9 protein-coding genes are annotated in these 14,996 nt (G+C 45.8%); 3 read left to right on the top strand and 6 right to left on the bottom strand.

Annotated features, from left to right (window positions below; genetic code table 11):
- Positions 1-30: 30 nt before the first annotated feature.
- From carB to HMPREF1254_RS00830, 4 genes are all read right to left on the bottom strand, one after another.
- A complete protein-coding gene (carB, locus tag HMPREF1254_RS00845; protein ID WP_023056673.1) occupies positions 31-3,261 on the bottom strand; it encodes a carbamoyl-phosphate synthase (glutamine-hydrolyzing) large subunit in 3,231 nt (1,076 codons plus the stop codon).
- 9 nt (positions 3,262-3,270) lie between these two features.
- Positions 3,271-4,347 carry a glutamine-hydrolyzing carbamoyl-phosphate synthase small subunit gene (carA, locus tag HMPREF1254_RS00840; RefSeq protein ID WP_023056677.1) on the bottom strand — a complete coding sequence of 359 codons (1,077 nt, stop codon included), beginning with the start codon at positions 4,345-4,347 and terminating at the stop codon, positions 3,271-3,273.
- 16 nt (positions 4,348-4,363) lie between these two features.
- Positions 4,364-6,250, bottom strand: a complete 1,887-nt coding sequence (locus tag HMPREF1254_RS00835) for a glutamine amidotransferase (RefSeq protein ID WP_023056653.1) — start codon at positions 6,248-6,250, stop codon at positions 4,364-4,366.
- A 122-nt stretch (positions 6,251-6,372) separates the two neighbouring features.
- Positions 6,373-7,173 (bottom strand): polysaccharide biosynthesis/export family protein, encoded by an 801-nt coding sequence (locus HMPREF1254_RS00830; RefSeq protein WP_023056706.1) that lies wholly within the window; start codon positions 7,171-7,173, stop codon positions 6,373-6,375.
- 231 nt (positions 7,174-7,404) lie between these two features.
- On the opposite strand from HMPREF1254_RS00830, the gene HMPREF1254_RS00825 reads away from it, so the two are divergent.
- The gene (locus HMPREF1254_RS00825; protein WP_023056670.1) at positions 7,405-8,577 is read left to right on the top strand and encodes a porin; all 1,173 of its coding nucleotides are present in this window, start codon (positions 7,405-7,407) and stop codon (positions 8,575-8,577) included.
- A 256-nt stretch (positions 8,578-8,833) separates the two neighbouring features.
- Here the strand turns inward: HMPREF1254_RS00825 and HMPREF1254_RS00820 are convergent, their stop codons facing one another.
- Positions 8,834-10,354 (bottom strand): oligosaccharide flippase family protein, encoded by a 1,521-nt coding sequence (locus HMPREF1254_RS00820; RefSeq protein ID WP_231385780.1) that lies wholly within the window; start codon positions 10,352-10,354, stop codon positions 8,834-8,836.
- 136 nt (positions 10,355-10,490) lie between these two features.
- Between HMPREF1254_RS00820 and HMPREF1254_RS00815 the strand changes: the two genes are divergently transcribed.
- Together HMPREF1254_RS00815 and HMPREF1254_RS00810 are read left to right on the top strand one after the other, a co-directional pair.
- Positions 10,491-11,471 (top strand): glycosyltransferase, encoded by a 981-nt coding sequence (locus HMPREF1254_RS00815; protein WP_036890756.1) that lies wholly within the window; start codon positions 10,491-10,493, stop codon positions 11,469-11,471.
- A gap of 34 nt (positions 11,472-11,505) precedes the next feature.
- Positions 11,506-12,612, top strand: coding sequence for a glycosyltransferase family 4 protein (locus HMPREF1254_RS00810; protein ID WP_023056720.1), 1,107 nt, complete (start codon positions 11,506-11,508; stop codon positions 12,610-12,612).
- 166 nt (positions 12,613-12,778) lie between these two features.
- Here the strand turns inward: HMPREF1254_RS00810 and HMPREF1254_RS00805 are convergent, their stop codons facing one another.
- Positions 12,779-14,833 (bottom strand): NAD(+) synthase, encoded by a 2,055-nt coding sequence (locus HMPREF1254_RS00805; RefSeq protein ID WP_023056715.1) that lies wholly within the window; start codon positions 14,831-14,833, stop codon positions 12,779-12,781.
- Between the last annotated feature and the right edge of the window lie 163 nt (positions 14,834-14,996).

Raw genomic sequence — 14,996 nt, 5'->3', positions numbered from 1 at the left:
AAAAACTCACCAACTCAAAAACTTAAAAACTTACTTGAACTCATCCCATGCCTTGATGTCAATATCGTCCATATTCAGGGTACAGAAGGCGGATATAAACGCACTGGCCAATCTACTGTTTGTAATTAGTGGCACATTGAGATCGATGGCTGCGCGACGAATCATGTAGCCATTGGTCAATTCACGTGGTGTAAGGTCTTTCGGAATGTTCACCACCATATCTATTTTATGTTCATGCAACAGCGTGAGAGCCTGCGGTTCTTTTCCTTCATCGCTTGGCCAATATACCATGGTATTATCAATACCGTTTTCGTTGAGATACTGACTGGTCCCTGCCGTTGCATAAAGATCGTATCCATGCTGCTTCAGCATCTTCGCCGCATCCAGCATTTCCGCCTTCTGCTTTGCTCCACCCGTTGAAAGCAATACGGTATGTTTGGGGATGCGGTGACCTACACTGAGCATACTCTTCAACAACGCCTGATTGGTGTCATCGCCCAAACAACCCACTTCACCGGTAGACGACATGTCTACACCCAAGACCGGATCGGCCTTCTGCAAGCGGTTGAACGAGAATTGCGAGGCTTTTATGCCCACATAATCCAAATCAAACAGGTTTTTCCTGGGTTTCTCAACAGGTATTCCGAGCATAATCTTCGTAGCCAAATCAATGAGATTGAGCTTCAGCACCTTGCTGACGAACGGGAATGAACGTGAGGCACGCAAGTTACACTCGATGACCAGAATATCGTTGTCACGGGCCATGAACTGAATGTTGAATGGGCCATTGATGTGCAGTGCACTGACAATCTGACGACTCACTCGTTTGATGCGACGAACGGTTTCGACATACAGTTTCTGTGGAGGGAACTGAATGGTTGCATCTCCTGAATGAACGCCGGCAAACTCGATGTGTTCTGATATGGCGTAGGCCATGATTTCGCCCTTCATGGCGACAGCATCCATCTCGATTTCCTTGGCATTTTCGATGAACTTGGACACCACAACGGGATGATCCTCACTCACGTTGGCTGCCAATTTCAAGAATCTTTCCAACTCTTCCTTATTAGAGCACACGTTCATGGCAGCGCCTGAGAGTACATAAGATGGGCGAACCAATACCGGAAACCCTACTCTATCAACAAATTCATTGATGTCGTCCATGGAGGTCAACGCCCTCCACTCTGGCTGGTTGATACCATGTTGCGACAACAGGGAAGAGAATTTAGCGCGATCCTCAGCATGGTCGATGTCCTTGGCGGCTGTTCCCAAGATGGGCACATGCTGCTCGTCAAGTTTCATTGCCAGATTGTTGGGAATCTGACCGCCGGTTGACACGATGACACCATGCGGTATTTCAAGCTCAACGATATCCATAACACGCTCGAAAGTAAGTTCGTCAAAATACAGACGGTCGCACATATCGTAGTCGGTCGAAACGGTTTCGGGGTTATAATTGATCATCACCGACCGATAACCTTCCCGTCGGATGGTGTTCAACGCCTGCACCCCACACCAGTCGAACTCAACCGAACTGCCGATACGGTAAGCGCCCGACCCCAGCACGATGATGGATTGTTTGTCTTTCTCAAACGCCACATCATGGGCAACGCCCGCATAAGTCATATATAGATAATTGGTTTGTGCCGGATACTCGGCCGCCAAGGTGTCGATTTGCTTCACTACAGGCAAAATTCCGTATGACTTTCTGAGTTTCCGAACCACGAGCATGGCCTGGTGCATGTTGGCCATTTCGGCCTCAAGACCTACGGCACGCGCAATCTGGAAGTCAGTGAAGCCATAAACTTTGGCCGTACGCAGCAACTCCTTGTCCAGGACATTGATACTGGTACAGTGCTTCAGTGCTTCGTCTATATCGATGATGTGCTTGAGCTTCTGCAAGAACCACTTGTCAATCTTGGTCAACTCGTGTATTTGATCAATGGTATATCCCTTGTGCATGGCCTTGGAGATGATGAACACGCGCTTGTCGGTTGGCTCGCGCAAAGCCTCGTCGATGTTCTCAATCTCAAGTTCTTTGTTCTCCACAAAGCCGTGCATCCCTTGTCCAATCATGCGAAGTCCCTTTTGGATAGCCTCTTCAAAGTTGCGGCCGATGGCCATCACTTCTCCAACGGACTTCATCGAAGAGCCCAATTCTTTGTCAACACCACGGAATTTGGACAAGTCCCAACGTGGAATTTTGCAAACTACATAGTCAAGAGCCGGTTCAAAGAAAGCACTGGTGGTCTTGGTGACAGAGTTCTTTAGGTCGAACAAGCCGTAACCCATTCCTAACTTTGCCGCCACAAACGCCAAGGGATAGCCCGTGGCCTTGCTGGCCAAAGCGGAACTGCGGCTCAATCTTGCATTCACTTCAATGACGCGGTAGTCTTCGCTTTCAGGGTCAAATGCATACTGAACGTTACACTCCCCAATGATTCCGATGTGTCGGATGATTCTGATAGACAACTCACGCAGCTTGTGGTACTCACTGTTTGACAAAGTCTGTGAAGGCGCGATGACAATCGACTCACCTGTATGAATGCCAAGCGGGTCGAAGTTTTCCATGTTACATACGGTGACACAATTGTCATAACGGTCGCGAACCACCTCATATTCTATTTCCTTCCATCCCTTCAAGCTCTTTTCTACGAGCACTTGTGGCGAAAAAGAAAATGACTTTTCAGCCAGTTTGTTCAGTTCTTCCTCGTTGTCACAGAATCCACTACCCAGTCCTCCAAGAGCATAAGCGGCACGGATAATCACAGGGTAGCCTAAGCTTTTGGCGGCTTTGCGAGCCTGCTCAATATTTTCACACGCTTCGCTTTTGATGGTTTTAACGTCAATCTCGCGCAGCTTCTCCACGAAGAGTTCGCGATCCTCCGTATCGATAATGGCCTGAACAGGTGTGCCCAGCACGCGCACATGGTATTTTTCGAGGATGCCACTCTTATATAATTCCACGCCACAATTCAAGGCTGTTTGCCCGCCAAACGACAACAGGATGCCGTCAGGTTTTTCCTTTTGGATGACACGCTCCACGAAATAGGGCTGAACCGGTAGGAAATAAATCTTGTCGGCCACCCCTTCTGAAGTCTGAACCGTTGCAATATTCGGGTTAATCAACACTGTGGAGACGCCTTCTTGACGAAGTGCTTTCAATGCTTGTGAACCAGAATAATCAAATTCACCAGCTTCACCAATCTTCAATGCGCCAGAACCCAGTAGCAGAACTTTCTTTATATTTTCGTCTTTCATAGTTTTCTCTTACTTTAATGTGTCAATGAATTTATCGAATATGAACGAGGTGTCAACCGGTCCCGAACATGCTTCTGGATGAAACTGAGATGAGAACCAAGGATTGGTTTTATGGCGAATGCCTTCATTGCTCCCGTCGTTCATGTTAACGAACAGCTCTTCCCAGTCGGCTTCTAACGTCTTTGCGTCAACGGCATATCCGTGATTCTGACTCGTGACGTAACATTTATTGGTGCCAACTTGTCGCACTGGCTGATTATGTGAGCGATGACCGTACTTCAGTTTATAGATGGTGGCACCGCCTGCCTTTGCCAACAATTGATTACCCATACAAATGCCGCAAATCGGTTTTCGTGACTCACTGATTTGCTTGCGGATGATATTCACCGACTCTTCACACATGTCGGGGTCACCAGGCCCGTTGGCTAAGAACAAACCATCGAACTCCATGTCTGTATAATCATAGTTCCAAGGAACGCGAATCACTTCGACGCCACGATTTAATAGACTTCGAATGATGTTTGCCTTGACGCCACAATCAACCAGCACGACCTTCTTGCCCGCACCTTCATTGTAACGAATGACCTCCTTGCAGCTCACCCGGTCAACGAAATTCACGCCGGCATAATCAGCTTCGGGGATGCGTTCGGGATTTTCATCAAACAAAATCTTTCCCATCATGACACCATTCTCGCGCAACACCTTGGTCAATTCACGCGTGTCTATGCCAGTGATGCCCGTCACTTTCTCGTGTTTCAGCCATTCAGAAAGGCTTTCAACCGCATTCCAATGGCTGTAGTAATCGCTGTAATCGGATACAATCAGAGCGGAAGCATGTATTCGCTCGCTTTCCATAAAAGAAGGAATACCATTTTCCTCCATGGTAAATGGAGGCACTCCGTAGTTGCCCACCAAAGGAAATGTAAGTGTCAACAATTGCCCTTCGTACGATGGATCGGTCAGACTCTCTGGATAGCCCATCATGGCTGTATTGAAAACCACTTCTCCAGCCACAGGTGCATCGAACCCAAAAGATTTTCCGTGGAATCGAGTTCCATCAGATAATACAAGCGTCACATTCTTCATTATATCAATTGTTTAATCATGATTGTTTATATTCTTTCTCATAGTAATCAATGAAAGCCTGATTACAGAGCTTCATGCCATTGGGTGTTGGGTATAAACCTGTAAAATACCAATCTCCGCGATGATTAGGAATGGCTTGATGCAGACCGTCAATGGACTGGAACACCAACTCTATCGGAGTGGTGACATCTTTTGGACGGAGCATTTCAACGATTTTCTCATTGATCTCTTCCACCGTAAATGGCTCATAGATGTCGCGAACACAATTGCGCATCTCTTCCACAGGCTTCTTCAGTTCGTCCAAACATGCGGAGTAAACGTCACCAATTGTACCTTCTTTGCCTTGATCCTTCAGCAACTTGATGGCTGCGCGGAAGACACAAAACTCTTGCAAACTCGACATATCTATTCCGTAATAATCGGGATAACGTATCTGGGGTGCGCTGGAAACGATGATGATTTTCTTAGGATGAAGGCGATCGAGGATGTGCAGAATACTCTCTTTCAATGTCGTTCCACGAACGATACTGTCATCAATAATCACCAGATTATCTTGATAAGGCACCAAGCTCTCGTATGTAATGTCATAAACATGCGAAGCCAAATCATTGCGCGAATTGCCTTCGGTGATAAAGGTGCGCAGCTTAATGTCTTTCCAAGCCACCTTCTCCGAACGAACCGACTCAGACAAGATGACCTCCAATTCAGCAGCCGTAGGCACATGTCCTAAGGACTGTATCTTCTGAATTTTCTTTTGATGAACGTGCTGTTTGAAGCCTTCTAACAAACCATAGAACGCCACTTCCGCCGTATTAGGAATGAACGAGAAGACGGTATGCGTCGTATCGTTATCGATAGCCTTTAACACTGCCGGTGTCAAGAGTTCACCAAGCTTCTTGCGTTCTTTGTAAATATCACGATCAGAACCTCGACTAAAATAGATTCGCTCAAACGAGCATGGTGAATAGCCGCGCTGTTCCAAAATCTGTTCGATGGTGCACTCACCGTTACGTTTGACAAGCAGCGCCTGTCCGGGTTGCAATTCGCAGATGTCATCACACTCCAAATCAAAGGTTGTCTGCAAGACTGGACGCTCACTGGCCAGCACCACCACCTCGTCATTCTTATAATAAAAGGCTGGTCTAATGCCCCAGGGATCGCGCATAGAGAACATTTCACCCGAACCAGTGATGCCACAAACGACGTACCCGCCATCGAAATCTTGCATGGTCGTCTTCAACACATTGCTCATCTGCACATGGTCTTCGATGTAACGGGTGATGTCCATGTTCTCCAATCCCAGCGATTTGGCGTTCACATAATTGCGTTCTACCTCACGATCCAGTCGATGACCCATAAACTCGAGCATCAGGTAGCTGTCACTGTTGATGCGAGGACACTGTCCCTGTTGTATCAATTTTTGGAAGATTTCTTCCACATTTGTCATGTTGAAGTTGCCGCACAGACAAAGATTCTTGGCTCTCCAATTGTTTCGTCGCATGAAAGGATGAACATACGACAGTCCTTTCTTCCCCGTTGTGGAGTAACGCAGGTGTCCCATGTACAACTCTCCGGCAAAAGGTAGTTTCTTTCTCACATACTCGATGTCTGAAACGTTCTCAACCGATTCTTCTTTAAACACTTTCCTAACATGACCAAATATCTCAGGAATGGCATTTTTACCTTCAGCCCGCTCCCTGAACATGTGTTCAGAACCAGGCTCCGAACCAAGTTTGATGCATGCCATGCCGGCACCTTCCTGCCCACGGTTATGCTGTTTTTCCATCATCAGGTACAACTTGTTGAGCGCATATTGCCAGGTGCCGTACTTGTCTTGGTAATATTTCAAAGGTTTCAACAGGCGAATCATCGCCACTCCACATTCATGCTTTAACGGTTCCATATCATTTTCCTCTTATCTGCTAATTGTTGTGTCATGCTGGCTCACAAAATAAAAAAAATGAAGAATATCACAACATCATATCATGGTATTCTTCATTTTCTGAAATGTCATTATCCTATTTCTTAATATCTCAAAATACTGATTAACAAAGATGAAATCGACGTCACGATACCTATGAACGAAAACCACAAAGTAGTTGACGGACCGATACCTGCGTTCTTTGCCTTCACGCTGTTAGGCTGTACGTATATAATATCGTTTTGTTGCAGATAATAATAGGGCGAGTTAATCAAATTTGCATCATTCATGTTGAGCCGAACCATCTTTTTCTGTCCTGTCTCATCTTCACGAATCAGCATGATGTTATCTCGTTTACCATACACCGTCAAGTCACCGGCTTGAGCCAATGCCTCCACGATGCTCATCTTTTCGGTAGATACCGGAATGACCCCAGGACGATTTACCTCTCCCGTGACCGTTACACGATAGCTTGACATCCTCACCGTGACAATTGGATTCTCTGTAGCGGCCATGTAAGGCAGCAGCTTTCCACGAATCATGTCCTGACACTGCGATTTGGTCATACCCTGAACGTGTATGTGTCCTATGACGGGGAAATTGATATTTCCATCATTGTCAACAAGATATCCTTGAAGATTACCACCACCGTTTGACAACTGGCCCGATGCTCCCACCGTGTTCCCTACGGACAGGTTGAAAGGAGCCGCTGCTGCGGGATCAGTTGTACTCACCGTAATGGTCAGCATGTCTTTTGGCATAATCTTGGCATCATAAAGACCTTTTGATCCAGCCAAACTAATCTCATCGATATTCTGAAAATACGGTACATCTTTACCACTTGAGCAACTTCCCAGCAGCACAACCATCGCCAATACGACAATTGGTAAAAAGAATTTCTTCATAAGATTGTATCTTTGCTTGTAAACAACCGCAAAAATAATCTTATTTTTTGATATTGACAAATTATTCTATCATTAATTGTTAAAAACATTTTAAGAGGGAAAAATGCACACGCAGGTTGTGTGGCCAGACGATTGTTCAACACGTTTTTTATAAAACATAATGTCTATTGTCTAAAAAATATAGTAATTTTGTACATTAATTAACAAAATCATGATATTAACATCTAACTTATGAAAAAAGAGACTCTCTTGGCATTGGTGGCCGCAATGGCCATTTCAGCCCATGCACAAGTAAAATTGCCTACATGGCTCAACAACGTGAAACTTTCCGGTTATGGAATGACACAATATAAATATAGTTCACAGAAGGATGCCGAATCAAACACTTTCAACATCCGTATGGTTCGACTGTCACTTGACGGTAGAATCGCAAACGATTTTTATTGGAAGACCCAAATACAGTTCAACGGCAATACAACCAATCTTGGGAGCAGTCCACGCATCGTCGACGCTTTCGCAGAATGGCAAAAGACCGACTATTTAAGAATCAAGATGGGACAGTTCAAGCGGCCCTTCAGCTTTGAAAATCCCATGCACCCCATGGAGCAAGGCTTCATGAGTTATGCGCAAACCATACTGAAACTTACTGGTTTTAATGACCGGGCGGGTGGCCATGCATCCAACGGCCGCGACATCGGTCTGCAGCTGCAAGGTGATTTCTTGAGCAACAGCCACGGACGTAAGCTTTTACACTACCAAGTAGGCGTGTTCAACGGACAAGGAATCAACGTCAAGGATGTGGATCAAAAGAAAGACATCATTGGCGGTCTGTGGGTAATGCCGGTCAAAGGCATGAGAATTGGTGCTTTCGGTTGGACGGGTACTTACGCCCGGAAGGGCACATGGAACGTGGTTGACGAACAGCACAACCCCATCACAACCACCGACGCCAGTGGCAAGACCGTGAACCAAACTCAATCGGGCGTACGCTCTTTGAGGCAAAACCGTTATGCCTTCTCTGCCGAATATCTTGTCAACGACTGGACGTTCCGCTCTGAATACATTCATTCTACTGGTTTTAGTTTTACACAAACCTACCAAAATCCATCCAATGCGACCAATGCCAATATCAATTATAAGGCAGGTGACAAGGCCGATGGTGCCTATGCACTTGTGATGGCCCCAATCATCAAATCTAAATTGCGGGTAAAAGCGCGCTATGACATGTACCGCCCAACAGGAGAATGGAACCAGTCGAAAACGCAATATGAAATTGGATGCAACTACTCGTTCACCAAAAACATGTTGATTAGTGCCGAATATGCCTACACCAACGACCGCTCTTTGGCTGACGGAAACCATAATTACTCGGTCGTAGACGTACAAGTGGACTACAGATTCTAAACATACAGGTAATTTACCTGTCTATCAAGGAGGTACAAATACATAGAGATTGGCAGCCAAACCCATTGAGTTTGGCTGCCAATCTCTTTGACTTTGGACCCCAAAGTCATGTGAATTGGAATGGATGTATAGCCACTACCATTCGACAACACAAATCTATCACTCAGAAGGTACCATTTTCAAGCTGCTGAACGTGATGAAAAACACCACTATGATCGTATGGAATTCATGCTTCGGCACTCACAATAGCTCATGTTCACACAGAGAGCCATCCTGTCAATTTGGCCTTCAACTTCTCCCAAAGATTGGTTTTTCTACGCAGAATTTGCATGGATGTGATAAGACTGACCGTGGTAAGAAGGCCGCCTACCATCCAATAAATCCATGGATTGTCCACCGTGGTTAGGAAAAAAGCAAGCAGTCCGATGGGCATTTGGATGAGCGCGTATCGAACAACCGATGAAGAAATCTGATATTGGTAGGTATGATGCATGAAAAAGAACAGCAAACAAAAGTCAAAAACGGCAGTCAAAGTAATGGCCACACCTGTTCCGAAGAGTCCGCACAGCCTGTAGCCGTAGATTACAGCTGCTACCAACACCACATAGTACAGGCCCTCCATGAGCAGATAGAGCCTGGAGTTACCTTTAGCTAACGGGATGTAGGCAATGGGCAATTTAATGGCTCTCATGTACATAGCCAGCAAGATAACCTGAACCATGGCTTGTATCGACATAAATTCGCTGCTGTACAACAAAGGCAGAAGGATAGGCGTGCACACGATGAAGGCCACCAGCATGGGGGCCACCAGCAGCAAAGATACCTCTATCTGGTTGTTGACAACCTTGCTCAGTGCGGCACCATTGGCCTTGATGGCAGACAACCGAGGAAAATAATCTGACTCCATGGAAGAAAAAACAATGCCGGCATAGGTCATTGTCATCATGTAGCCGGCATTATACAGGCCCACGGTGCCCATCGATCCCGCTATGTTGAGATAACGGCGAATCAAGAGGTCAGCGCCACTGCCAATCACGCCAGTCAACACGAAAGCGATACCCAAGCGTATCATTCCCAAGCCTTCTGACATCAAAGCCGTGTTAAACGAGATGCGAAAGGGATAGAGATGGTTGCTATAATGAAGCGTGAGGAGCATCTGGATGAGCGCCATGACGATGAGCGAAGGGATGATGGCGGTTTCTCCCCATATATAATACATGGGGATGGAGGTGATTAACGCGCCCACTACATGATAAACAGAGATTTTAGCTAAGGCACTCAGCTTTCTCACCGCTTTCAGTATAGCCAGTTCAACCCGAGTGATGGCAGCCATTCCGATGATGACGGACAACAGAGCAAAATGCAGTGAATGGTCGCCCCAGTCAAAAATCCATCGATCTAACACAGGACTTAAGGCAACGCATGCGAACATACCCAGCAATGAAGTGAAGACGCCCCAAGCCCGAACCACAGAGATTTGGTGCTGAATGGCAACCCGATCACCCGTTTCGTAACAGGCAGACAACTCTCTGACCGCACTCATACCCAAGCCAAAATTGGTAGAATCGGACACCAATTTGATGGTGGAGTTGAATAAGGACATGAGCCCCATGCCATCTGGCCCCAGGATTAGTGCGATAAGTTTGTTGCGGATGATGCTAATCAAGACTATGAAGCCTTCTACACCACCAAACAAACTGGTATACTTTAAAATATGCGTATAGCTGTTGTTACGTCGTTCCACGGTCATCAGTGTTAAAACGACGTCTAGGAACATTTATTACTTTCGTCGACAATTATTTTAACACGAAAGAATTATCGCAGCAAATGTCCAAGGTACGAAGAAAACCATTATCTTTGCAAAAGACAGGCTACGTCTCAGCAAAGTAAGTAAAATGATAGGAAAAACATCTATGCCAACTCAACAAATATATTCACAAGGCTTATCGAAGACACCGTTGGTGAGTTTCATCATCACAACCTACAATTTACCCATCAACCTACTTATCGAGTGTTTGCAAAGCGTGTTTTCTCTGTCTTTGGGGCAGGATGAACGGGAGATTATATTGGTAGATGACGGATCAGACGTGTGTTCCTTGCAAGAGTTGGCCGCATATCAGAATCAACTGACCTACATCAGGCAGGCAAACCAAGGTGCTGCGGCAGCCAGAAACCTGGGCTTGAAAGTTGCAAATGGCATGTATGTTCAGTTTATTGACGGCGACGATGCACTGATTCCTTTTTCATACGAACACTGTCTTGACATTATACGCTACAAGAATGCGGATGTGGTATCGTTCGCTGCATCTTCCTCTAAAAAGGGCAACAATGCGCCATCTGTGCAAGGCCCCATGACCGGGAGCGCCTATATCAGTCAAAACAATCTGCAAGTGATGGTGTGGAAATACTTGTTCAAGCAGGACATCCTTTGTGGACTGCAATTTAAAAAAGGTTTACTCAACGAGGATGAAGAGTTTACGCCACAACTCCTTCTGCGCGCAGAGCGGATGTATGTGACCGATGCCAGGGCTTATCATTATAGGCGGCGTAAGAATTCTTGCACAACAAGCAAAGCGCCACGAACGTTGATGAAACGGCTTCAAGACACAGAAAACATTCTCTTTCATTTTCAAGACCGTTTGGACTCATGGCCCGAAACGGAACGCAACGCCATGCGACGACGTATCGCTCAGTTGTCGATGGATTATCTCTATAATGTAGCCAGATATACCCACAGCATCAACCATTTGAACAAAACCATAGAACGATTGGGGAGAAGAGGGCTCTACCCACTCCCGAAAAAGAATTACACCTGGAAGTACCGTCTGTTCAGAAGTGTGATACAAACAAAGATGGGTCGGAAATTCTTGATTCTACTAACAAGCTGGTGCTAACATGTTCACCATACCGATTTGACAGCAACCGCATATGAAAATACTACTCCTTGGAGAATATAGTAACGTACACTGGACCTTGGCAGAAGGCTTACGCCAGCTTGGCCACCAAGTGACGGTTCTTTCCAATGGCGATTTCTGGAAAAATTATCCCCGTGACATTAACCTGACAAGGAAACTGGGCAAGATGGGAGGCATCTCTTATCTGGCAAGACTGTATGCACTCTTGCCCAAACTTCGAGGTTTTGATGTGGTGCAGCTCATCAACCCCATGTTCCTCGAACTAAAGGCACACCGCATCGAACCCATATACCATTATTTGCGCAGACACAATCGGAAGATATTTTTGGCAGCCTTTGGCATGGACTACTATTGGGTAAAAACGTGTTGCACCACCATGCCATTGCGCTATAGCGATTTTAACATGGGACACGAACTGAGAAATACACCCGATGCACTGAAAGAACGAAAAGACTGGCTGGGCACTGATAAACAACAGTTGAACGAATATATCGCAAACTCTTGCCATGGCATTATAGCTGGATTGTATGAATATTGGGCATGTTATCAGCCAATCTTCCCACAAAAAACAACCTTCATCCCCTATCCTATCCGTGTTTCAACAAGCAACGACGTTGTTAAAAATAAAGAAGACGGCAAATTAAAATTGTTTATTGGCATCAACAAAGAGCGGTCGGTCTACAAAGGAACGGACATCATGTTGGCTGCTGCACAAGCCATCGTGCGCAAATATCCCCATCAAGTTCAGTTGAGAATTGCCGAAAGCGTGCCTTTCGAAGAATATAAAAAGATGATGAATGGTTCTGATGCCATCCTGGATCAACTATACAGTTATACGCCATCCATGAACGCTCTGGAGGCCATGAGCCGAGGTATTATCTGCATCGGTGGCGGCGAACCGGAGAATTACGAAATACTGAATGAAACGGAGCTAAGGCCCATCATCAACGTTGAACCATCCTATGAAAGCGTAGAGCATGAGTTGGAGTTGCTGGTACTACATCCCGAACGGGTGAAACGGCTTCAACAACAAAGCATGGAATATATCAAGAAGCACCACGACTATGTGCAGGTGGCCAAACAATATGTAGATTTTTATAACAAAAGTTTCACTCCCTAAAACAGTTTTTGTTGTTAATGAGGGAGTGAAACTTAAGCTATGTAATCATTTTTTGCAGAAGCGAAGCGTGACGAATCACGCTTCTTATCGTTTCATCAATGATGACATTTGTTTAACTTACATCATTTTTCGTGTGCTTTGACAGAATATTTACAGTCCTCGCTGTTTACAAGCTGTCACACTCTTCTAACCAAAGTCTGCTGGTAGCGTCGCTTGGCATGCGCCAATCACCACGGGGACTTAAGCTCACGCTGACCACCTTGGGCCCATCAGGCAAACATGAACGCTTGAATTGCTGAGAGAAGAAACGCTTGCAAAATACCTTGAGCCACTTCTTAATATTTTCCTCATCATAATATCCTATCATCTTAAGCGAGTCACCCTCTAAACCTTGCTGCTGCGGTTTGGTCTCTGCAAAAGCCTTTTTGGCCAATAAGAATATCTTGCGAGGACGGAAGCCAAAACGTAAGAAATAATAAAGGAAGAAATCGTGCAACTCGTACGGGCCCACCAAATCTTCTGTCTTTTGCTTAATATCTCCATGCTCGTCGGCGGGTGTCAACTCGGGTGAGATAGGTGTATCAATGATATCCATCAAGATACGTGAGGTCTGGTCTTCACGAGTGAGGTGTTGGGCATAGAAACGCACTAAAAACCTAATCATGGTCTTGGGCACACCCGCGTTAACACCATACATGGACATGTGGTCGCCATTATAAGTTGCCCACCCTAAGGCCAATTCGGACATATCACCAGTTCCAACAACCAAGGCTCCGAGCTTATTGCTCAAATCCATTAAAATCTGAGTGCGCTCGCGAGCCTGACTGTTTTCATACGTCACGTCATGTACATTGGGATCATGTCCTATATCTTCAAAATGCTGGTTAACGTTTTTACGAATATCAATTTCCTTGATGGTAATGCCAAGTCCGCGCATCAACCCAATGGCATTGTGATAGGTTCGGTCTGTCGTTCCGAAGCCAGGCATGGTCACACCGATGATTCCTTTGCGGTCGTACCCAAGTTGATCAAACGTCAACGCGCAAACCAACAGTGCCAACGTAGAATCCAAGCCACCACTGATACCCAGGACAACGTTATGACTGCCAATGTGCTTGATGCGCGTAGCCAATGCCATCGACTGGATGTTGAGTACCTCCTCACAGCTTTCATCCAGTTGTTCTGCATCTGGGAGGAAGGGATGTGGATCTATCTCACGCTCAAGCTTGAAGTCATCCGACCGCTGACATGGCAGGCATTGCAGGTAATGAATGGTCGAACCACTGCTAAAAATGGCGAACTGGTTAGGAATCAAGTTGTCAGCGAATCCTTTTTGCTTGGCGTAATTATTTACTTGTCGCTGAGCATTGACATACGTCGAGTTGGTTCTACGCTCGGCTCTTAACATCTCAATATCTATTTGTGCGGCATGCATCTGTCCTTCGAAGGTGAATCGTTTCCCCTCTGCCAGCATGGTACCTTTTTCATAGATGAGACCATTGCCGGCATAAGCCAAGTCTTGCGTACTCTCACCAAAGCCACTGGCCGCATAGACATACCCAGTGATGGTTCTAGAGCTTTGTTGAGAAAGCAGGCTCTTGAGGTAGTTGTACTTGCCAACCACAGCGTCACTGGCCGAGAGATTGAAGATGATGTCGGCACCTGCCAATGCCAATGTATTACTGGGAGGAACGGGTGCCCACACGTCCTCACATATTTCTACACCGAATTGCACGCCGTCGGCAGTCACGAAGATTTGTGGGTCGGGCGTCACCACGATTTGCTGTCCGGCATAGCGTATGGTTGTTTCTTTCAAATCTTGTGAAGATGCAAACCATCTTTTCTCATAAAATTCACTGTAATCGGGGAGGTACGTCTTTGGAATCACCCCAATGATCTGTCCTTGCTGAATGACCATGCCGCAATTTAAGAGCAAATCTCCGACAATGATAGGCAGTCCTACGATGACAATGACGTCCAACTTTCGCGTAAAGTCCAGCAAATGAAGTACAGCAGCTTCTGACGCATCTAGTAAAAGGTTCTGTTGAAACAAATCCTGACACGTGTAAGATGTGATGCCTAACTCAGGAAAGACGATGATTTCGACACCCTGCTCTTCTGCCTGAGCAATCTGAGCTTCAGTTTGCTCGACATTGTACTTGCAGTCAGCTACCTTGACCAGTGGCACTGCACATGCTACTTTGATAAATCCTGATTTCATATTGTATGATTTAAAGTTGTTCGTATTATTTGACTGGAGCAAATGGAAAGCAACTGAAGTTTACCAGTAAATTCTTTTTATTTGAAAGAGCAATGTCCATTAACTCCTGTTAACTCCTCCCGTAACTCCCGTTAACTCCTTAACTATACTGTGAAGCTATTAT

The organism is Prevotella sp. BV3P1 (assembly GCF_000479005.1).
In the GTDB taxonomy this organism is placed as follows: Bacteria; Bacteroidota; Bacteroidia; order Bacteroidales; family Bacteroidaceae; genus Prevotella.
This window is presented reverse-complemented; position numbering and strand designations above follow the sequence as displayed.